The following is a 20,774-nucleotide window of genomic DNA, read 5'->3' as shown; positions in this document are numbered from 1 at the left end:
CTTTTATTTAGTGTAAACGCCGTTTTCAATGTCAGCAAGTAGGGTTGAGTGGGTGGGGTGCCAGCTCAAACGTTCCTGTGTTAATTTACTTGATGTAGGGCAATCTATCGCGGCCATATGCGCGAACCAGCCAAAGTGTTCGGCTGCTGCCTCGGGAGTTATTGACTTTATAGGAATGTTAAGTTGCTTTCCAATGGCCTCGGCAATGGCTTTAACCGTTATAGCTTCTTCGGCCGCGCCATGGTAACGTGTACCCGGTGTGGCTTGCTCTAAAGCCAGGCGGAATAAATTAGCGGCATCCAGCCTGTGCACCGCGTTCCACCGGTTAAGCCCTTCGCCGATGTATGCTGAAAAACCTTTTTGCCGGGCTGTATTTACCAGTATAGGTACAAAGCCATGATGATCACCATCACCATGTACTGATGGCGACAAACGCAATGCCGCCGCGCGAATACCTTGTTTTACTAATTCATCTGCTGTTTGTTCTGATGCACGCGGCCAGGCAGGATTAAAAGGAGGGATGATATCCTCTGTAGCCAAAGTACCCGGGCTAACCAATGCCGTACCTGAAGTAACGATCAAAGGGCGATCAGAACCGACTAGTATTTCGCCGATGGTTTCTATCGCTTTTTTATCTACCTCGCAAACTTCTTTAAATCTTGTAAAATCATGGATAAATCCGGCATGAATAACCCCGTCTGATTGAGCAGCACCACTCCGTAAACTATCCAAGTCTTCCAGATCACCGCTATGCACATCTGCGCCTGCTTCAATCAATTTAGCGGCTGATGCTTCTGAACGGGCCAAGCCTAATACGCTGTGACCCGCGTTAATTAATTCCTGCACAATGGCAGTTCCGATGAAGCCTGTGGCTCCTGTGACAAATACGCGCATATTAATTTTGTTTTGTTGATACAAAGAACGTCCGGACAGATCAAAAAGATTTAGCCAAATCTGCTTTTGGTTTAGCCGAAACACTGATAACCCGATATCGCTATGGCTCAAATAACAATGTGTTTTTTGATTGTAATTTAATTTGGATTAAATCTAAATAACTTGTTAATTTGCGGCAATTTAGATCACATGCTGAAAACATTTACTCTTTCATTGTTACTTTCTGTAATAGCCGTGGCGGCATACGCACAGCAACCCCTTAGTGCAGAAGACTCATTAACCCGTAACCTTTCAAGCAGCGCAACCACAGTAGGTGGTTATGGTAATGCTTTTTATCAGAACAACTCGCATTTACAAAGTGCTAAGGTTAATCTTGAGCGTGGGGTAATCTTTATTGGGCATAAGTTCAATGATAAAATCTCGGTATTTTCTGAACTTGAATTGGAAGACGCTAAACTGGCAAGCGGCGAATCGGGCGGCGAGATCAGTTTCGAACAGCTTTATTTAAAATTTAATTTAAATGCCAACCAATACCTGGTAGCAGGTTTATATACGCCGCGTATAGGTATTATTAATGAAAACCACCTGCCTAATACCTTTAATGGCAACGAGCGTAATTACGTAGAAACTTTGGTAATACCTGCCACCTGGCGCGAACTGGGTGTAGGTTTTTACGGCAACCTTACCAGCGTACCTCTTACTTATAGTGTAGGGTTGGTTAATGGTTTAAATGCCGGCGGTTTTGCGCACGGTACAGGCCTTAGGGGCGGACAATTTGAAGGCCGCAACGCTTCTGCAAACAACCTGGCTGTAACTGCTGCGGTGCAATATTTTTATAAAGATTTTAAATTCCAGGTATCCGGTTATTATGGCGGTGCTGCTGCGGTAAGCAAACGTAAAGCAGATAGTCTTGGACTTAACTCGGGTATTTTTGGTACACCGGTAGCAGTAGGTGAGGCCGATGTGCAATGGGCAGCGGATGGTTTCCAGGTGCGGGCTTTGGGTACTGCTGTATCTATTCCTGATGCTGAAAAAATCAACCATGCCTATGCTAACAATACGCCTAAAACAGAATATGGCGCCTATCTTGAAGTAGGTTATGATCTGCTTAGCCATGTTAAAACCCAGCATAATCAGCAACTGGTGGTTTTTGTGCGCGATGAAAAATTTAACCTGAATGCAGAGATCCCTAACAGCGGTGTTACCGATGGTACTTTGAATCAGAACCATGTGGTGGCCGGGTTTACTTATCTGCCTATTCGTAACGTGGCCGTTAAGGCTGATGTGCGTTTCATCCACACCGGCGATCAAAACGCGGCGCTTATTGTCAATCCAAACCCGGTGGCATTGCCGTATCAAACAGATTATAACCTTGTAAATCTTGGTGTAGCATTCTCATTTTAACAATTATGGATAGAAGAGATTTTGTTAAAAATTCATGCACCATGTGCCTGGCACTAGGCACGGGTATGCTTGCATCCTGTGGGTCAGCTGTACCGCTGTATAAAACAACCATTGCTAATAATCGCATTAGTGTTCCGGTTTCCACTTTTGCTCAAACCGATTTTCAGCTCATCAGCCCTGAAAAATTTGCTTATAACATCGGGCTACGTAAGGAAAATGATGGAACCTATACCGCTTTGTTATTGCGTTGTACCCATCATGATAATCAGCTTATAACTACAGGTAACGGGTACCGTTGTACACTGCATGGCAGCCAGTTTAACAAAGAAGGGCAGGTTACTAATGGCCCTGCCGAGCGTTCGTTAAAAAAGTACCCAACACAAGTTGTTGACAATCAAATAATAATTCAGATTACTTAACTATGAAAAAAGCAATTTTACTTAGTGCATGTGCCTTAACAATCTTCATTGCAGGTTGCAGCAAAAACAATTCTAATCCAACTAATAATAATACTAACGTAACAGAGGCTAATGTACTTACCAGCTTTGCTACAACAGTAGTTAATCCTAACTATGCTGATATCAATGCAAAAGCTGCCGTTATGAATACTGCTGTAGCTACCTTTGTTGCTACACCTACCGATGCTAACCTAAAAGCCATCCAGACAGCCTGGAAAGATACCCGCGCTGCATGGGAATCATGCGAAGGTTTCTTGTTTGGCCCGGTTGAAGATTTTAATTATGACCCGACTATGGATAGCTGGCCGGTAAGCAAAAATGATATCGATGGATTGTTGGCCGATAATAGTAACGCACTTTCACCAACTGACTTGGCTAACCTGCAAAATGATAACCTGATTGGTTTTCACGCAATCGAATACATTGTTTTTGGTGTGGGCAGCACTCAGAAGGCCGCTAACATAACAGCAAGAGAAAAAGTTTACCTTACTTCGTTATCACAAAACTTGTATAATACCACCCTGCAATTAAAAAACAGCTGGGACCCATCACAATCAAACTATACTGCTCAATTTACGACGGCAGGAACTGGTAGCACTACATACAAAACCCGTCTTGACGCGTTTAAAGCACTGGTTGGTTCAATGGCTGATATATGTGATGAAGTAGGTACTTCAAAAATGCAAGAACCGTTAACCAGCAATGGCGGTAAGCCCGATTCTACATTGGATGAGTCATCATTTTCACATAACTCTGTTACCGATTTTAAAAATAACATTACAGGTATCCGTAACGCCTACTTATGTACTTATGGCGGCAAAACGGGTAGTGTAAGCTTGAGCGCTTTTGTAGCATCAAAAAATGCGTCATTAGATAATAAATTACAAACACAAATGAATGCAGCTATTGCCTCATTCGCTACAATTACTACTACTTACGAAAAGGCTATCTACACACAAAAAAGCCAGATCCAGGCTGTGCAGGCAGCAATAGCAACGCTGCATGATAGTATAGAAAATGACTTGAATGCATTTATTGTAGCTAACGTTAAAGACTAATTTAAAATACAAGGGTGAAGAGGTTAAGAGTAATAGGTTTCCTGGGAGTTATAATTGTAATGCTGGTAGAATGCCGCAAAGCGGCGGTTTTCCCAGCGACACAATATAACGATGAGCTTTCTGCGGGTGATGAAACCGTCTTTATGTCAACATCCAAATCATTCAGTAACGCGTACCCGGGGCTTTCCGGGTACGACGTTTATGTACATAGTTTGGGCGACGCGGTTTTCAGCCGTACTTTTGTTACAGCACCTGCGCCGGTAAACAGCGGCCTCGGACCTATTTATAATAACAATTCATGTATATCCTGCCATCATAATGATGGTATTGGATTACCTACCGCCGGCGAATTGCAATCATCATTATTGGTACGCATCAGCCAGCCGGGTACAGACCCTAATGGCGGACCGGTAGCAGTGCCGGATTATGGCTTGCAATTACAGGATAAAGCTGTGTTTGGCGTACCGCCTGAGTGTAAAATAAATATTGCCTATACTAATCAAACTTATGCTTTTGACGATGGTGAAACTTATGAATTACGCGCGCCTACTTATACATTAAGTAATTTGTATACGCCTATTACCGGCAGCTATCTGTTATCGCCGCGATTGGCCCCGCCAATGATCGGGCTTGGTTTGCTGGAAGCGATCCCCGAAAGCCAGATACTTAAGGGTGAAGACCCAACTGATGCAAATGGCGACGGAATTAAAGGCCATGCCAATTATGTATGGGATGCAACAACTCAAACGCGCCAGTTAGGCCGTTTTGGCTGGAAAGCTAATACAGCTACTATACTTACACAGGTTGTTACAGCTTTCAATCAAGATATAGGCCTTACCACCAGCGTAATGCCGGTAGAGAGCAGTAAAGGACAAAGTCAATATGACAACCGGTATGACGACCCCGAAATACCCGACAGCCTGCTTAATGCCGTAAAGTTTTACGCGCAAACATTAGCAGTACCGGCACGTCGTAACACTGTGGATGCGACCGTAAAGCGTGGCGAAGCCTTGTTTATGCAGGCTAAATGCGGCACTTGCCATAAACAAACATTTACTACAGCGGTAGATGTAACAAAGCCTTATCAATCTAACCAGGTGATTCACCCTTACACCGATATGCTGGTGCATGATATGGGCCCGGGACTGGCGGATAATCGCCCTGATTATTTGGCTAATGGCCAGGAATGGCGCACCGCACCGCTTTGGGGGTTAGGGTTATTTGAAACCGTAAATTATCCCGGCTATTATTTACATGATGGCCGTGCCCGCAGTGTAGTTGAAGCCATTATGTGGCATGGCGGCGAAGCTGCACAGTCTAAAGCTTATTTTACACATCTGAGCAAAGCAGACAGAACCGCGGTATTGGCATTTCTTGCCTCATTGTAGTCTGATGTTATTTTAAAAGCTTTTGTGCCCGGTATAAATTATCTGTGTTTTGCAGTATTTTATCTTTAAGCTTAGGATTATAGTTAGGGTGTTGCTTTAAAAACAAGCTTACTGTTTTTGCCGCTTGTTTGTCTTGGTAGTTACTAAAGATTGCGCTTAACCACGATTGCGGAAAGAAAATATCACCGGTTTTTTGCAATTCTTCGACCATATCAAGGCTTTCGCGCAAGTGTTTCTCTGCTGTTTTTTGGCGCACCGGGTGATGCAGATAACTTAAAGCGGTAGTTACCCAGGCTTCTTTTTCGCGATTTTTACGATCTTTTAGACTTTCAAAAAAGCTATCCCTTATCGCAGAATCAGCTGATAAGGCAGGCATTAAAAATTCAAGCCGTTTTTTTCGGTCGACATTGGTGATGCGGGTTTCCTGTTGTTTTAAAACTTGAGTAACGGTGTCGTTTTTTAACGCGATAGAAAGCGCAAGCGAGGTATAATCGTCTTCCGTTAATTTTATTCCTGTCGGTGCCTGTTGGTTTTTCCAGATAGTGTAAATATTGTCATTGGCTTTATCGCTTAAATAAATATCCTGGTAAGTTTTAAAAAGTATCTTCTTGTTGTTGGTTGCAGTTTGCTGTTGCATAGCATCCCATAAATTATTTTCAAGACCTGCCGATAATTGTTTTCTAACATCAGGCGTAACAAACTCCCAATAAATTGTGCTGATATAACCGGTTAACAGTCTTAAATTTGTTTCTTCTTTTTCGGCGACTATACCTTTTGAAAAAATATCAAGTAACTCCTTGGGTGTGTAATACCTGCCGGATAGCATATTCTCATAAAAGCTGATATACAATGACGCCCTTTGCAGCGGGCTTTTTATAGTAAATAAGTCAGCTGTCATATTCTTATCTACCGGAAACATTCCGTAACCAATACCATCCGAATCGAAAATAATATAAGCCGGTTTTGTAAGCCCAATTGCTTGTTGCAGGTCGGTTTTTGCCGTGGTCATATTTACGGTTATATCTTTACTGTAACCGGGATATACAAGGGTTACATTAAATGATTGCGGCCAAATGCGCCCGTCATTAAATCTTGCGGCATGTTGGGTTAAGGTAAAATGACTGATCTTATTCCCGGTGTAAGCTATATTATAATCAAATGCAGGCATCCCAGGTTGATTGACCCAAACCTTGTTCCAGTTATAAAGATCAACCCTGGTGTACTTGCTTAAAATGCCAATCAAATCATTCCATGTGGCATTGCTGTAAGCATATTTTTTAAGATAAGATTGTACACCCTGCCTGAATTTTTCCTGCCCGATTAGTAGTTCAAGCTGGCGCATCATTATAGGCGCTTTATGGTAGATAATATTACCGTACAAAGAACCGGCATCCTGCAAATTTGAAAGCTGCTGACGGATAGGGTTAGCGCCCGCGGTCCGGTCGACAGCATAAGCTGCCGGGTAATGATCCTGCAAAAATTTAAGGTTAAACGTTTCCTTACCCATCAGTTTTTCGGTAACCTTATCGGCCATAAAATTGGCAAATACCTCTTTCATCCATACATCATTGAACCATTGCATGGTTACCATATCGCCAAACCACATATGAGCGGTTTCGTGCGATATAACATTTGATCGGTTGATAAATTGATCTTTGGTAGCTCCGCCATCTAAAAAAAGGACAGATGCTTTATATTGCACCTCGCCGGGATGCTCCATGCCGCCAAACTGAAAATCAGGTATAGCTACAAAACCGGCTTTTTGAAAAGGAAAGGGGATACCTGTCCAATTCTCCATAAAATTAATAGCATCCCGGTGAGCTTTAAATATAGAATCAATGCTAAATTTAATTTTAGTCGAATCCGTTTCACGGTACAAAAAAGTAACAGGCTTACCATTTATTGGCTTTATAGCTTCTGTATACTTTCCGGCTGTAAATGAAAATAAATAGGTGGGTAGCTTATCAGAATTATTAAAACGATAAATTATTTGATCATTGCTTACAGCAGAATCTTTTTTAACCGCATTTGCAAGTGTTTTCCAACCCTGCGGTACACGTAAAGTCAACAAAAATTTAGCTTTCAGATCAGGTTGATCAAAACAAGGAAACACATTACGCGCACGATCAGGCACAAACAGGGCATACAGGTAATCGGTGTTCCGGTTAAGCGAGGCATTACCTGCTATGAATTGAATGCAGATCTTGTTAGTACCGGTTTGCAAATACTTTGCATCAATAATCAGGTGCTCTTGTTCAAGCCTGACGGTGATAGGTTTATCATTAACTATAATTGATCTGACATGATCAACGCTTTGTTTAAAGTCAATTTGCAGCGGTTGGTCAGCAGTTTTGAGTTTGAAAGTCAGCGTATCTGTGCTCTTAATGTCCGCAAGTTTGTCGGCTGGTATATTAAAATCAAGTTTGTATTGAATGTCTGAAATTAAGTTGTGCCTGTACTTGGCCAGCGCTAATGATACCCCGGTTTGAACCGCTGGGGCATTTTGTTGTGCGACACTTATTTTAAATAAAAACAGGGTAAATAAAATGGTGAGTTTTCCTTTAGCAGACATACCGTAATTTATAAATAAAAAATGGAAGTCGAAATTATTGGGACTATGAGTTTAACATACTTTGTAAAAATAAGACTGTAATTACACAAATAAAGGCAGCTTGGGTTGTTACTTGTATCAGGTAATATTAGATTTGTTAACCAATGCCGACCTAATATTAAAATCATGAAAAAAATATTCCTTTTTGTATTTACGCTTATGGCGATGCACGTATCTGCACAACAAGTAACAACCGCTAATGGTATATTGGAAGGCGTGACCCTGCCAAGCGGAATAATAGCTTATAAAGGTGTTCCATTTGCACAACCGCCTGTAGGTGAACTGCGTTGGAAAGAACCGCAGCCGCCTTTAAACTGGAAAGGTGTACGCAAGGCAGATAACTTTGGGCCGCAGGCTATGCAGCGCTTCATTTTTAGCGACATGATGTTTAGGAGTGCCGGAAAAAGCGAAGATTGCCTTTATTTAAATGTATGGACCGGTGCTAAATCTGCAAAGGAAAAACGCGCGGTACTGGTTTATTTTTATGGAGGAGGCTTTAGCGCCGGCGATGGTTCTGAATATCGTTATGATGGCGAAGCTTTAGCAAAAAAGGGTATTGTTACCGTTACGGTAAATTACAGGCTAGGGATATTTGGCTTTCTTGCGCATCCGGAACTGACTGCCGAATCAGCACATCATTCGTCTGGCAACTACGGATTAATGGACCAGCATGCGGCATTGGCATGGGTTAAGAAAAATATAGCAGCTTTTGGTGGCGATCCTGATAAAGTGACTATAGCCGGCGAGTCTGCCGGGTCAATGTCTGTTTGCGGACAAGTAGCATCACCGCTGTCAAAAGGACTGTTTGTTGGAGCCATTGGAGAAAGCGGATCTTTATTAGGCAATCTTTCGCCTGCACCATTGGCAGATGCCGAACAAAACGGGGTTAAATTTGCAACCGGCATCGGCGTAGCGTCATTGGCCGATTTGAGAAAAATACCAGCCGATACACTGCTTAAACTTTCTGCACGTACTTATTTCTCTGTTGATGTCGACAGCTATTTTTTACCGGAATCTCCCCAACAGATATTTTCCACTGGTAAACAAATGCATGTGCCGTTATTGGCCGGGTGGAATTCGGCCGAAGGGGGACCGGGAAATATCCTGGGTAATGCTGAACCAACTGTAGACAATTATAAGGCTGCTATACAGAAATTATATAAAGAACATGCTGACGACGTACTTGAAGCTTATCGCGCCAATAGCGATGCAGATGTGCCACAGGCAGCAACCGATCTTGCGTCAGATCGCTTTATTGCCTATGCAACCTGGAAGTTTACAGACATGCAATATAAAACTGGTGGAAAGCCCGTTTACCGCTATTTCTTTACAAAAAAACGTCCGCTTATGGTTGGCGCCCTTGAAGGAACGGTTGACCACTCTATGGGCGCAGCACATGCTTCGGATATAGAATATGCATTAGGTAACCTGGCCACAAATAAAGTTTATGCCTGGACCCCGGAAGACTATAAAACATCAGAAACCCTGCAAAATTATTTTGTCAATTTTGTTAAGACTGGTAATCCCAATGGCTCAAGTTTACCAACGTGGCCCAGCTTGCAAAGTAATAACCCGGAAGTAATGGTCGTAGGTATAGAAAGTAAATCTGAACCACAAAAAAACTTGAACCGTTACCAGTTAATGGATACATTTTTCAATAAATAAGCGCAATATTATTATCGGCCCTGGTAGTCTTAATTTTCTGTATATCTTTTAGTTGTGAAAATATTATCGTCTTATTGATATAAATATTAAATAGTAAAGTCGTAACTTGTTATCAGTAAACCAACCTGAATATCATGATACGCTACGAAAATCAACGAGAGCTGATCGCCACTTTGTACCGGTCGTTTTTAGATATTGTTAGTGACAAAGGTATATATCCATTATCCGGTTCGGGGATAGATGTAATTCACTTGCTCGAAAACAGTGTTATGACCGCTGTCGCAAGGGGCGAAGTGCCCATGAAAAACTATGATATCCTTGATCATAACGGCTCGTTAGCTAAACTGCAGGAATTACAGGATAACATTATTTTGCTTGCTAAGCAAATGGCTGCTGATGCTATAGAACAAAGAGTTTTTGAATTGCATGAATGGTCATTAGATAAAGCCCGGCGCAAACTTTGCCCGCTTTATCCGTTTTTTAGGGAACCGTGTAATTAATTGATCATTACTAACGGATATGGAAGAGCCTTTAAAAAAAGCGTTTGATGGCGCACTTGACCTGATCAAACAGTTGATAACCCTGTCAACAGGTACATTAGCTTTAACAGCGACTTTTATTAAAGATATTTTAAAACTTCCTGACGGGCATGCAATACCACATAAAGCTATTCTGTTTATAACGTGGGGGTTGATGCTGCTAAGTATTTTTTGCGGACTTCTGGCCCACGGTGCTTTAACTGGAACGTTGGAAGGAGCAGACATTGTGAATCTGCAAACGTCGGCCCCGCCAAAAAGGATCTCGCCATACAACTCAAACATAAGGATCTGGGCAATGTCGCAGTGTGTTATTTTTTACCTGGGTATTGTTATGCTTATTGTGTACGTAGGTTGTTGCCTGTAAATTTCTTTAAGTTCTATATAAATTTTCAGTAAGTTTGCGCTGCTTTTGGTTCCCGGATCTTTATCCGGGATTAAAAGGGAACCCGGTGTAAATCCGGGACTGTCCCGCAGCTGTAAGCTCTATATACCAAAGCCCAATCTTTTAGTCACTGTCCTGTTATTTCAGGATGGGAAGACCGGGCCAAGGGGAGTAAGTCAGAATACCTGCCATAGCAACATATTAATTCATGGCTTTCGGGGATTGAAGCTGGAATGAGATACTTTATTGTCCGTATTTTCATTTTTTTGTCCTTGCATAGCTATGGGTTTTACACCCTGATGGAATGAGATTTGATTTTAACAGTAAGGTAATTAAAGGATTGATGTCAATCTTCCTTGTCTCTTTATTGCCCGTTACTACAATTGCTCAAACAAAAGATTCTACTGAAAAGTTAAAAGCCGATACCCTTCGCAAACTCAACGAAGTTAAGATAACTACTTCCCGTAATTATATTCAGGCCACTTCGCCGGTTCCGGTACAAGTGCTCAAAGGGGCACAGCTTGAGCAGATTAACAGCCTTACTGTAGCTGATGCTGTGCGTTATTTCTCAGGTGTTCAATTAAAGGATTACGGCGGCGTTGGCGGGCTTAAAACTATCAATGTACGCAGCTTGGGCACTAATCACACAGCAGTATTTTATGATGGTGTAGAATTTAGCAATGCGCAAAACGGGCAGGTTGATCTCGGCAAATTTTCGCTGGATAATATTGAAGAGATAGCATTATATGATGCACAGCAAAACAGTATTTTTCAACCGGCAAAGGGATTTGCATCAGCCAGTGTGTTATACCTGGTTACGAAATCGCCTAAATTCAGGGATAGCTCTGATTTTACCGGGAAAGCAACTTTAAAGACTGGCTCTTTTGGTTTAATCAATCCTTCCGTAAATGCCGCTTATAAAATAGGCAATAACGGATATGCCACTATTAGTACAGAGCTTATGCATGCCAATGGGCGTTATAAATTCAGCACAAATGATGGTGGCGATACAACAGCAGTACGCTCTAACGGCGATATTAATTCGCAGCGTATTGAAGCTGCGGCAGCTATTGCTTCAAAAGATTCGGCTGTTTGGAAAATAAGAGGGTACCTATTTCACTCAGACCGAGGATTGCCTGCTGCCGTTGTAAATCACAATTTTGACTCAGACCAACGCGAATGGGATAGGGACATGTTCCTGCAATCATCTTATCAAACTAATCCAACTAACAGAGACAGCTGGCAGATCAATGCTAAATACAGTAACGACTATACCAGTTATCTTGATCCGGATATTACTACCACACGCGGATTGCTCAATGACAAATACACAGAAAAGGAACTCTATTTTTCTGTAGCTAACCGTTACAGGGTAACCAAGCAATTGTCTTTTGATCTCTCTGCTGATTATCAGCGTAATTCGCTTAATTCAACTCAAAACGATACCATACCTTATCGATTTGTTAGCCCCGTACGCAATCAGCTATTGATAGCTGCTGCAGGAGAATTACGGTTAAAGCGTTGGGATATCCAGGCTAATCTGCTTGCAACATTTGTAAATGACTCTGTTGATACTTTAGTTTCCGCAGGGCGTAAAACTAAATACACTCCTGCGTTTCTTTTTTCGTGGCAACCATTTGAAAACCCTGAACTGCACGTACGCGGATTTTACAAGGATATTTTTCGCCTCCCAACCTTTAACGATCTTTACTTTACTTTTATAGGTAACTCTTTTTTAAAGCCCGAATTTACTAAACAATCTGATCTCGGCCTTACCTATAATAAAAGCTGGAAACAGCAAACCCTTACTGATCTTTTTCTGCAGGTTGATGGTTATTGTAATATCATACATAATAAGATCATAGCCGCGCCCGGCCAAAACCTGGCGCGCTGGATGATGTACAATATCAACGAGGTACATATAACAGGCTTAGATATTGATGCATCTGCTATTTGGCAATTACCTGCGAAAATCCAGCTGAGTACAGGTATTACTTATACTTATCAAAAAGGGATTGACGTTACAAGCGATGGCTATAATACAGGCCAGGAAATTCCTTATACACCCAAAAGCAGTGGCTCGCTATTGATAGGCGCGCAAAAGGACAGGTTTGTTTTGAATTACAGTTTCATTTATACAGGGTCCCGGTATGATGAAGCTGCTAATACCCCGGTTCGAAACTATCTGCAACCATGGTATACGCATGATATGAGTGTCACTTACAGCGGTAATTTCAAGCATCATCAAATCAAACTATGCGGTGAAGTAAACAATATGTTAAACCAACAGTACGAAGTTATTAGAAATTTCCCTATGCCAGGGCGTAATTACAGGATCACTATCAGCACAAATATATAGCTATGAAAAAGAGATATTTACTATGGATACTGTTGCCGCTGTTTTTAGCGGCCTGTAGAAAAGACCAGAAACCGGTACCTGAAACAGTGACCCAGGTGGGTGCCCCCGATACAGGCCTGTTAAAAGGGATGTATGTACTCAATGAAGGTAACATGGGGTCTAATAAAGCATCGTTGGATTTTCTTGACCTGCAAACCGGTAAATATCATCAAGACATTTATGAACAAGCTAATCCTACTGTAGTAAAAGGCTTGGGTGATGTTGGTAACGACCTTGGCGTGTATGGTGGGAAGCTATATATCGTGGTAAATAATTCTAATAAGGTTGAGGTGGTAAACGCTAATACAGTAAAACGCATAGGGCAGGTAAATATCCAGAATTGCCGGAATATAATTTTTAATAACGGTAAAGCTTATGTAAGCGCGTTTCTTGGTGTTGTAGGGGATCCTAAAGCACCAAACGGCGCGGTATATGAAATAGACACCGCGACACTGCAAATCACCAGGAAAGTTACAGTAGGGCGGCAGCCGGAAGAACTGGCTATAGTTAACAATAAGATCTATGTAGCTAATTCCGGCGGATACAGTCCGCCAAATTATGAGCGTACATTATCTGTTGTAGACCTAAATACTTTTACCGAGATAAAACGCATAGATGTTGGTATCAATCTTGAAAAAGTTAAGCCGGACGCTTATGGGAATTTATATGTTACCTCTCGCGGTGATTATTATACCGTACCGCCAGATCTTTTTGTGATAGATACTAAAACTGATGCTGTTAAAAAAGATTTTAAGATGCCCGTGAGTAACTTCTATATAAAAGGGGACACGGCATATATGTATGCTGTTGCTTTCAGTTATACAACCGGTCAAAATACCATCAGCTATTCTATGATCGATGTAAAAACCGAAACTGTTATAAACAAACAGTATATCACTGATGGTACTAATCAGCAAATCAAAGTGCCTTATGGCATAGCGGTTAACCCGCTTACAGGCGAAGTATATGTAACCGATGCTAAAAATTATGTTACACCCGGAACACTTTATAGTTTCGGCACCGATGGTAAGAAGAAATTTTCTGTCACTACCGGCGATATTCCTGGCCATTTTACCTTTCTCTATAATTCAAATCATCATTAAAAACACATTTGCATGAAAAAACAACTATTAAAAAATGTTAAACTAATCTCTTTTATCGCATTATGTGCAGTCACTTGGGCATCTTGTAAAAAAGATAAAAAGGTTGCACCAACAACGCAACCACAAGATACTGCCATCCGGCCAATTACAGCGAGCAGCAATGCCTATGTAACGCAATTGTTTGACTTTAATCCTGCGCCTGGCCAATTTATAAATACGGGTCTTGGCGATACCGTTGCTGCTAAAGGTACCTTAAAAACCGACCAGGGCCTGGTGAGCTTAGGTGCATGGGGGGGCTATATTGTTGTTGGATTTGACCATACTGTTATTAATCAGAAAGACAGCACCGACTTTGTGGTTTATGGCAATGCATTCTCGCTTTTTGCCGAGCCGGGCGTGGTTTGGGTAATGCAGGACACCAACGGTAATGGTAAACCTGATGATACCTGGTATGAGATTGCAGGCAGCGCCTATCATGCACCGGGATACCTGCGAAATTATTCGGTGACTTACACCCGTCCTGTATGTGATACCTGCAGCGTACCTTGGAAAGATAACCAGGGAAAAACAGGCGTAGTTCAAACTAATATATTCAACACGCAAGCCTATTTTCCAAAAGGTATAAAAGGCAGTACGGCAACTTATAACGGTACATTACTGCCATCAAGCAAGATCAATATGGATGACCCAAGCTATATTACCAGCGGTTCATGGGACTATGGTTACGGCGATAATACCGCAGGCGGCGATAAAATTGACATTGCAAGCGCTATAGATGCTAACGGTAATTCGGTTAACCTTAAAGGGATAGACTTTGTGAAAGTTCAAACAGGGATATTATTCAACATGGGTTGGTTAGGTGAACAGTCGACCGAGTTTTGCGGCGCTGCCGATTTGAGTTTACTAAAAACTAAATAAGATATTTTAAAAATAAGAACATGAAAACAACAACTACACAAAAATTATTTCCTGTTATAGCTATAGCATTGATGGTGTCTATACTGGCTTCCTGCAAAAAGGATAAAAAAGTAGCCCCTGAAAAGGTTGCCGGAAAATATGATAATGGATTTTTTATTATTAATGAAGGTTCATATAAAAACGCATCAGGTTCAATTAGTTTTTTTGATTACGCTAAAGGCACAATTACCGATAGCATTTTTACGAAAGAAAATCCCGGGAAAACGTTTGATCCGAATACTTCAGAATTAGAATTTGGAACAATATACAATGGCAAATTTTATTTGCTAACAAAATCTGGCGGCCCATTGGTGGTTGCAGATGCAACTACATTGAAAGAAACCGGTAGGATACCAGCGGCAGGAACTAATGACTACCGTGAGTTTATCGGTATAAACAGCACAACAGGCTTAGTTAGTACAGGCGATGGAATTTATCCGCTTAATTTATCAAGCGTAACATTGGGTACAAAAATCCCTAATATCAGTGGCGAAATAGGGGATATGATAAAAGCCGGTAATTACATCTTTGTATTATCAGCAAATGATGGCTTAGATATTCTTAATGCATCAGACTATTCAGTAGCTAAGAATATTCCGGGCATGGCAGTAGGCTTTGCAGTAACTCCTGACGGATCAGTTTGGGTTGCCGGTAATACGTCACTTGATAAAATTAACCCGACAAATCTCGCTGTTACGTCGGTTACTTTACCATTTACAGTAAACAATACATGGGGCTTTTGGCATCCTGGTTCTATCACAGCTTCTACTAAAGACAACACTGTATTCTTGGCTAATAATGACCAATATAATGGCGGTAAAACCATTTATAAATACATTGATGGTAACAGCAGCACGCTTACATCACCTTTCATTACTATAGCTACAGGTAAAGAGTTGTATGGTAAAGGCTTGGCTTATAATTCAACTAACAATCAATTGGTTGTTAGCACAGTAGAATCAGGCTTCGGCACTCACTATGCCGTTAATGATCTTGATTTTTATGACCCTAACAGTGGTGCTTTGATTAAAGATATTCCATTTAGCGGCTATTATTTCCCGGCTACTTACGTATTTCACTAATCAATTAGTATATTTTAAAACAAAGCGCCGTTCAGTAAAATGACTGGCGCTTTGTTTTTGTATGGATGCTAAATTATAATGCTTAGCTTTGATGTTCAATAAATTTTAAGTGATGAGTAAATTTACAATACCTGATCAAACATTGTATATATGTACAGGTAGCAAATGCAGTAAGCGTGGGGGGAAAGACACTTATAAAGCAGCTAAATCTTTTTTGAAACACCAGCCGCCCGGCAAACAAATAGAGTTGATCCGTACAGAATGCACAGACAGGTGTGATTACGCCCCTGTCTGTGCATTTCAACCCGGTAATACGTGGTTAAAAGAATATAAAGAGAAAGATGTACTCAAAATATTGAGCACATTGATGATAAATGATTAAGCCTGGCTATCGTACTTGATATCGCCAACATGCTTATCAATTTGCCATCTTCCGGTACCTTCTTCGCCAATTACTTCAAATAATTCAAGCGCACGGCGTGCTTTGTATTCTTCTTCGCGTTGCTCTTTCAGGAACCAGTTTAAAAACTCCATAGTTAAAAAGTCCTGCTCCTTAAGGCAACGGGCATAAATGTTTTTTATTGATTGGGTAACATTGATCTCCTGGTCAAGAGCCTCTTCAAAAACCTCGCGGAATGAATTATATTCCTGTTTAATTCCGGTAACATCAGGCGATACGGAATTACCCCCCATATCTAAAACATATTTAAAGAATTTAAGCTGGTGTTCTCTTTCTTCTTCAGCCTGTTTGAAAAAATAGGTAGAAGAATAATCATAGCCATTACGGTTGCACCATGATGCCATAGATAAATATACAGACGAAGAATAGGCTTCCATTTTGATCTGCTTGTTAAGCAGGGCTTCAATATCAGAAGAAATAAGGGTTTTAACGCGAACTAGATCTTTCATAACAGTGGTATTATTTATAACAACAATTGGTTGTATAACAATAATAATACTATTATTTAGTATTCGGTTAAAATAAGGTTAATATGAAATGAGTCTAAATATATGCAGGCACGCGATGCAGCCTGTCATAAATGATCTGGTTAAGTTCCAGCATTACAAAAGTGCCTTCCAAAAGATCTCTTAAAGCAATGATCTGTGCAAGGCTTAAAACATAGCAATGATCGCAGGCGCAAATAAAAATAATTTCAACATCAGGCGATTGCGTGCTGTCTAATAATCGCTGTTCAATATCTATCCGGTAAACAGCAGTACGCAACTTTAACAAGTTACGGTAATCAAAGCTGGCACTCTTTCCGGCAAAATTTACTTGCCAGCATCTATCAATATCATTTTGAAAAACAGCACCATGCTTAGTTGAAAAAACTTCAGTCAGGTGGGTATGATCGGATATATTTGAATACATTTGTACAAAAGTGCAGGTTATTTAGAATAAATCCAAATATTGTTTGTAATTATTCTAAATAAATAATCAGAGGTTCAACTCAATAAACTATTTGATTTGGTTAATAAAACGCTTTATATTTATCATGTAAACCTATTCACTATGAAATATCTTATCGCATTAGCATTGATTTTAATGGGAGGTTCGTCTTTCGCACAGGTCAACATCATTAAAGCTAAAACCAAAACTATTTATCAGGCAACTTCAACATCAACCAAATTTAGTGGTTCAATGGGCGAGGTGGGTATTTCATCCAAAGTCAATGGTTTAACGCTAATAAGCTATTGCCTGAACAGCGGTAACGAGGCTGCTGTAAAAGAAAATAATAAAAAGGATACAACTACTTTTCGCGCAAGTATATTAAGAGGTGACGGTAATATTACTATTACACATCCGGACGGTACACAATCTATTATTATTGATAACGGCAATTATTTAACCGTTAAAGCTACCGGTGGGCTTATTACTACAATCAATAAATTAAGTTCAACTAATCCTGCTGACAATGCTGGGCAATATTTTATCTCATACAACAAGAATATGTCTGAAGTGAAAACCATTTATGGTACTACTTTTAAATTTGAGAAAAAAGGAAATGTCGCAACAATAACTAATTGGGATGGAAGCTACTTTGTAATGATTACCACAGGAAAGGCTTCGGTTATTGTTGATTCGAAGGGAAAAGAAATCCTGGTAGTCAATGACGATGATAAAACTTCAGTTATGAATGATGACGGCACCCATTTTATTGTTGTTACAGAGGACGGTAAACAACAAATAATTCATGACGATGGCAAAAAAGATATTATAAATGAATATGGTGGCCTTGGGTTACTTAGCAGTGAGAATGGAGAACTGACAACTATGTTTAACTACAACAAAATAGGCACAGATAAAGATACCGGCGGAGGTGAGCTTACTAAATTAACTGTAGACAAAACAACATTAGCCAATGCTTCTAAATAATAAACTGCAAAAGCACGTACGCGTTGTAATTAATATTTCGGTTAAATTTGAATTACTGGTTGTCTATATTGCTTTGTATTTCATTTAATAACCAACAATTGGTTTTCAATGTATTTTTTGTTTCTTTACGATTGAATCCAAAAAAACCAATCCATGATTAAACTTAGACATTTATTGGCCTTAGCCGGTGCAATGGGTACATTATCTGTAGTCTATGCCGCAAACGGGCCGGGCCCTAAAAAACCTGTTGGTAAAGATCCTGTTGATTACGTAAATCCTAATATTGGTAATATCAGCCATATGCTGGTACCAACGTATCCAACCACGCATTTACCTAACAGTATGATGCGTGTTTTCCCGGTTCGTCATGATTATACAACTAATCGCATTGGCGGTTTACCATTAATTGTTACGCATCACCGTGAAGAATCAAGCTTTAATTTTTATCCATACCAGGGTAGTGAGAGCGGTATCACACCTACTACTACCTTAAGTTACGATCAGGAAAAAATCACGCCATATCGCTACAAAGAATACCTGGACGAAGCTAACATAGCTACAGACTTTGCGCCATCACACCAAAGTGCGGTTTACAGCATAAGTTTTGAAAAACAAGGTGCACCATACCTGGTATTCAATTGTGGCCGTGGTGAGCTAAAAGCCAGCGGAAGCGTGATCAGCGGGCACAAATCATTAGGTAATAAAACCTCGGTATATATTTATGCCGTAACCGATGTGGCGCCTTCTAAAACGGGTACAGCGGCTAAAGATGGCGGCGTTGAATGGAATGGGCCTGCTTCAGGTTCATTAGTAGTGGCGTATCCGGCAGGTACAAAAAAAATAGGCATGCGTTATGGCGTGTCTTTCATCAGCGTAGAACAGGCAAAGAAAAACCTTGACCGAGAGATCAAAAACTTTGACGTGAACGCGGTTGCAGAAGCCGGGCGTAAGATCTGGAACGAGGCTTTGGGTAAGATAGCCGTTTCAGGTGCGTCTGACAAGGAAACAACGGTATTTTATACCTCATTATATCGCACTTATGAGCGCCCTACTGTTATAAGCGAAGATGGAAAGTATTTCAGTGCTTCTGACGGCAAAGTACACAGCGACGAAGGTCATCCTTTTTCAACAGATGACTGGACCTGGGATACCTACCGTGCCGCACATCCATTACGCGTTTTGATCAACAAACAGGATGAAAACAATATTCTAAATTCATATATCCTGATGTCAGAACAAACCGGAAAAGGTTGGTTCCCGACTTTCCCCGGCGTAAGTGGCGAGCAGCATTGCATGAACTCAAACCACGGCATAGCCAGCGTTGCAGATGCTTATGCTAAAGGTTTAAGAGGATTTGATTTAGCCAGAGCCTATGCAGCTTGTAAGGCTTCTATCGAAACTAAATCGTTATTACCATGGTCTTACGCCCCATCAGGCGAATTGGACGACTTCTTTAAAAAGAACGGTTATTTGCCTGCATTAAAACCCGGTGAGAAGGAAACCGTTGCTAACGTAAGCGACTGGGAAAAACGCCAGCCAATTGCAGTTACCTTAGGTACTTCGTTTGACGAGTGGTGTTTGTCGCAGATTGCACAGGATCTGGGTAAAACGGATGAGGCTGCTCATTACCTGAAAAACTCATACAATTACCGTAACGTGTTCAATCCAAAAACCGGTTTCTTTCACCCAAAAGATAAGGACGGAAACTTTATCGAGCCGTTGGATTACCGTATTGATGGCGGCCCCGGCGCACGTCAATACTACGACGAAAACAATGGTTACGTGTACCGTTGGGATGTGCAACATAACATAGGCGACCTTGTTAAAATGGTGGGGGGTGATGAAAAATTTGTTGACGCGTTAGAAGATATGTTCAATGAAGGATATCCGGGTTCAAGGTGGGATTTCTATGCTACGCTGCCTGATCATACCGGAAACGTAGGTATGTTCTCTATGGCTAATGAGCCTGCTTTTCATATCCCTTATCTTTATAACTATGCCGGCGCGCCATGGCGTACGCAAAAACGCATCCGTTCGTTATTAGACGAATGGTACCGTAATGACCTGATGGGGATTCCCGGCGATGAAGACGGCGGCGGTATGACAGCGTTTGTGGTATTCAGCGAAATGGGCTTTTATCCGGTAACTCCCGGATCACCAACTTATAATATTGGCAGCCCTTGTTTTCCTTACGTGAAAATGAATGTGGGTAACGGTAAATATTTTGAGATCAAAGCTCAAAATGCTTCGTTCACAAACAAATATATACAGTCAGCCAAATTAAATGGTAAACCATTAAACCAACCGTGGTTTAAACATAGCGATATCGCTAATGGTGGTGTGCTTGAACTGGTAATGGGTCCGGTGGCTAACAAGTCATGGGGCGTAAATTCGCCACCGCCATCGGCAGCGCCAATGCCATAAAATATATTTTCATAATAGAAACGCCCTTCAGGAA

General features: G+C 41.0%; 18 protein-coding genes and 1 riboswitch. Of the genes, 14 read left to right on the top strand and 4 right to left on the bottom strand.

Annotated elements, in window-relative coordinates:
* Positions 1 to 3: 3 nt before the first annotated feature.
* Positions 4 to 894, bottom strand: coding sequence for an SDR family oxidoreductase (locus FO440_RS20950; RefSeq protein ID WP_144250269.1), 891 nt, complete (start codon positions 892 to 894; stop codon positions 4 to 6).
* 189 nt (positions 895 to 1,083) lie between these two features.
* On the opposite strand from FO440_RS20950, the gene FO440_RS20945 reads away from it, so the two are divergent.
* From FO440_RS20945 to FO440_RS20930, 4 genes are read left to right on the top strand one after another with little or no spacing between them, the layout of a single operon-like run.
* On the top strand, positions 1,084 to 2,298 hold the full coding sequence (locus FO440_RS20945) for a hypothetical protein (RefSeq protein WP_144250268.1): 1,215 nt from the start codon (positions 1,084 to 1,086) through the stop codon (positions 2,296 to 2,298).
* A gap of 5 nt (positions 2,299 to 2,303) precedes the next feature.
* The gene (locus FO440_RS20940) at positions 2,304 to 2,717 is read left to right on the top strand and encodes a QcrA and Rieske domain-containing protein (RefSeq protein ID WP_144250267.1); all 414 of its coding nucleotides are present in this window, start codon (positions 2,304 to 2,306) and stop codon (positions 2,715 to 2,717) included.
* A gap of 2 nt (positions 2,718 to 2,719) precedes the next feature.
* The gene (locus tag FO440_RS20935; protein ID WP_144250266.1) at positions 2,720 to 3,814 is read left to right on the top strand and encodes an imelysin family protein; all 1,095 of its coding nucleotides are present in this window, start codon (positions 2,720 to 2,722) and stop codon (positions 3,812 to 3,814) included.
* Between the two features lie 14 nt (positions 3,815 to 3,828).
* Complete coding sequence (locus FO440_RS20930) at positions 3,829 to 5,202, top strand: di-heme oxidoreductase family protein (RefSeq protein WP_144250265.1); 1,374 nt, start codon at positions 3,829 to 3,831, stop codon at positions 5,200 to 5,202.
* Positions 5,203 to 5,209: 7 nt separating this feature from the next.
* On the opposite strand, the gene FO440_RS20925 is transcribed toward FO440_RS20930, so the two are convergent.
* Positions 5,210 to 7,774: a M1 family metallopeptidase gene (locus FO440_RS20925; RefSeq protein WP_144250264.1), complete on the bottom strand. Its 2,565-nt coding sequence runs from the start codon at positions 7,772 to 7,774 to the stop codon at positions 5,210 to 5,212.
* Between the two features lie 165 nt (positions 7,775 to 7,939).
* Here FO440_RS20925 and FO440_RS20920 point away from each other — a divergent pair, with 165 nt between their 5' ends.
* The 8 genes from FO440_RS20920 to FO440_RS20885 all read left to right on the top strand — a co-directional run bounded on the left by FO440_RS20920 (position 7,940) and on the right by FO440_RS20885 (position 16,321).
* Complete coding sequence (locus FO440_RS20920) at positions 7,940 to 9,478, top strand: carboxylesterase/lipase family protein (protein WP_144250263.1); 1,539 nt, start codon at positions 7,940 to 7,942, stop codon at positions 9,476 to 9,478.
* A gap of 134 nt (positions 9,479 to 9,612) precedes the next feature.
* Positions 9,613 to 9,978 (top strand): hypothetical protein, encoded by a 366-nt coding sequence (locus tag FO440_RS20915; protein ID WP_144250262.1) that lies wholly within the window; start codon positions 9,613 to 9,615, stop codon positions 9,976 to 9,978.
* Positions 9,979 to 9,997: 19 nt separating this feature from the next.
* A complete protein-coding gene (locus FO440_RS20910; protein ID WP_144250261.1) occupies positions 9,998 to 10,381 on the top strand; it encodes a hypothetical protein in 384 nt (127 codons plus the stop codon).
* Positions 10,382 to 10,410: 29 nt separating this feature from the next.
* Positions 10,411 to 10,606: riboswitch (cobalamin riboswitch) on the top strand.
* A 97-nt stretch (positions 10,607 to 10,703) separates the two neighbouring features.
* Positions 10,704 to 12,758: a TonB-dependent receptor plug domain-containing protein gene (locus FO440_RS20905; protein WP_144250260.1), complete on the top strand. Its 2,055-nt coding sequence runs from the start codon at positions 10,704 to 10,706 to the stop codon at positions 12,756 to 12,758.
* Positions 12,759 to 12,760: 2 nt separating this feature from the next.
* Complete coding sequence (locus FO440_RS20900) at positions 12,761 to 13,900, top strand: DUF5074 domain-containing protein (RefSeq protein ID WP_144250259.1); 1,140 nt, start codon at positions 12,761 to 12,763, stop codon at positions 13,898 to 13,900.
* A 12-nt stretch (positions 13,901 to 13,912) separates the two neighbouring features.
* A complete protein-coding gene (locus FO440_RS20895) occupies positions 13,913 to 14,818 on the top strand; it encodes a cell surface protein (RefSeq protein WP_186292738.1) in 906 nt (301 codons plus the stop codon).
* A gap of 20 nt (positions 14,819 to 14,838) precedes the next feature.
* Entirely contained in the window at positions 14,839 to 15,939 is a 1,101-nt protein-coding gene (locus FO440_RS20890; protein WP_144250258.1) for a DUF5074 domain-containing protein, read from the top strand.
* A 112-nt stretch (positions 15,940 to 16,051) separates the two neighbouring features.
* The gene (locus tag FO440_RS20885; RefSeq protein WP_144250257.1) at positions 16,052 to 16,321 is read left to right on the top strand and encodes a (2Fe-2S) ferredoxin domain-containing protein; all 270 of its coding nucleotides are present in this window, start codon (positions 16,052 to 16,054) and stop codon (positions 16,319 to 16,321) included.
* Here FO440_RS20885 and FO440_RS20880 read toward each other — a convergent pair.
* Positions 16,318 to 16,848: a ferritin gene (locus tag FO440_RS20880; protein ID WP_144250256.1), complete on the bottom strand. Its 531-nt coding sequence runs from the start codon at positions 16,846 to 16,848 to the stop codon at positions 16,318 to 16,320. The genes FO440_RS20885 and FO440_RS20880 overlap by 4 nt on opposite strands.
* A 94-nt stretch (positions 16,849 to 16,942) precedes the next feature.
* Complete coding sequence (locus tag FO440_RS20875; protein ID WP_144250255.1) at positions 16,943 to 17,311, bottom strand: hypothetical protein; 369 nt, start codon at positions 17,309 to 17,311, stop codon at positions 16,943 to 16,945.
* Between the two features lie 141 nt (positions 17,312 to 17,452).
* Between FO440_RS20875 and FO440_RS20870 the strand changes: the two genes are divergently transcribed.
* Both FO440_RS20870 and FO440_RS20865 read left to right on the top strand, forming a co-directional pair.
* Positions 17,453 to 18,316 carry a hypothetical protein gene (locus FO440_RS20870; RefSeq protein ID WP_144250254.1) on the top strand — a complete coding sequence of 288 codons (864 nt, stop codon included), beginning with the start codon at positions 17,453 to 17,455 and terminating at the stop codon, positions 18,314 to 18,316.
* A 153-nt stretch (positions 18,317 to 18,469) separates the two neighbouring features.
* Positions 18,470 to 20,740, top strand: a complete 2,271-nt coding sequence (locus FO440_RS20865) for a GH92 family glycosyl hydrolase (RefSeq protein ID WP_144250253.1) — start codon at positions 18,470 to 18,472, stop codon at positions 20,738 to 20,740.
* Positions 20,741 to 20,774 lie beyond the last annotated feature (34 nt).

Origin of the sequence: Mucilaginibacter corticis (genome assembly GCF_007558865.1) — a bacterium.
In the GTDB taxonomy this organism is placed as follows: Bacteria; Bacteroidota; Bacteroidia; order Sphingobacteriales; family Sphingobacteriaceae; genus Mucilaginibacter; species Mucilaginibacter corticis.
This window is presented reverse-complemented; position numbering and strand designations above follow the sequence as displayed.

What these genes read in the sequence shown, in the direction of transcription:
- FO440_RS20885 (WP_144250257.1), top strand. Translation starts at nt 16,052, where the DNA reads ATGAGTAAATTTACAATACCTGATCAAACATTGTATATATGTACAGGT.
- FO440_RS20945 (WP_144250268.1), top strand. Translation starts at nt 1,084, where the DNA reads ATGCTGAAAACATTTACTCTTTCATTGTTACTTTCTGTAATAGCCGTG.
- FO440_RS20900 (WP_144250259.1), top strand. Translation starts at nt 12,761, where the DNA reads ATGAAAAAGAGATATTTACTATGGATACTGTTGCCGCTGTTTTTAGCG.
- FO440_RS20920 (WP_144250263.1), top strand. Translation starts at nt 7,940, where the DNA reads ATGAAAAAAATATTCCTTTTTGTATTTACGCTTATGGCGATGCACGTA.
- FO440_RS20890 (WP_144250258.1), top strand. Translation starts at nt 14,839, where the DNA reads ATGAAAACAACAACTACACAAAAATTATTTCCTGTTATAGCTATAGCA.
- FO440_RS20870 (WP_144250254.1), top strand. Translation starts at nt 17,453, where the DNA reads ATGAAATATCTTATCGCATTAGCATTGATTTTAATGGGAGGTTCGTCT.
- FO440_RS20865 (WP_144250253.1), top strand. Translation starts at nt 18,470, where the DNA reads ATGATTAAACTTAGACATTTATTGGCCTTAGCCGGTGCAATGGGTACA.
- FO440_RS20925 (WP_144250264.1), bottom strand. Translation starts at nt 7,774, where the DNA reads ATGTCTGCTAAAGGAAAACTCACCATTTTATTTACCCTGTTTTTATTT.
- FO440_RS20950 (WP_144250269.1), bottom strand. Translation starts at nt 894, where the DNA reads ATGCGCGTATTTGTCACAGGAGCCACAGGCTTCATCGGAACTGCCATT.
- FO440_RS20880 (WP_144250256.1), bottom strand. Translation starts at nt 16,848, where the DNA reads ATGAAAGATCTAGTTCGCGTTAAAACCCTTATTTCTTCTGATATTGAA.
- FO440_RS20875 (WP_144250255.1), bottom strand. Translation starts at nt 17,311, where the DNA reads ATGTATTCAAATATATCCGATCATACCCACCTGACTGAAGTTTTTTCA.
- FO440_RS20905 (WP_144250260.1), top strand. Translation starts at nt 10,704, where the DNA reads ATGAGATTTGATTTTAACAGTAAGGTAATTAAAGGATTGATGTCAATC.
- FO440_RS20940 (WP_144250267.1), top strand. Translation starts at nt 2,304, where the DNA reads ATGGATAGAAGAGATTTTGTTAAAAATTCATGCACCATGTGCCTGGCA.
- FO440_RS20915 (WP_144250262.1), top strand. Translation starts at nt 9,613, where the DNA reads ATGATACGCTACGAAAATCAACGAGAGCTGATCGCCACTTTGTACCGG.
- FO440_RS20910 (WP_144250261.1), top strand. Translation starts at nt 9,998, where the DNA reads ATGGAAGAGCCTTTAAAAAAAGCGTTTGATGGCGCACTTGACCTGATC.
- FO440_RS20935 (WP_144250266.1), top strand. Translation starts at nt 2,720, where the DNA reads ATGAAAAAAGCAATTTTACTTAGTGCATGTGCCTTAACAATCTTCATT.
- FO440_RS20895 (WP_186292738.1), top strand. Translation starts at nt 13,913, where the DNA reads ATGAAAAAACAACTATTAAAAAATGTTAAACTAATCTCTTTTATCGCA.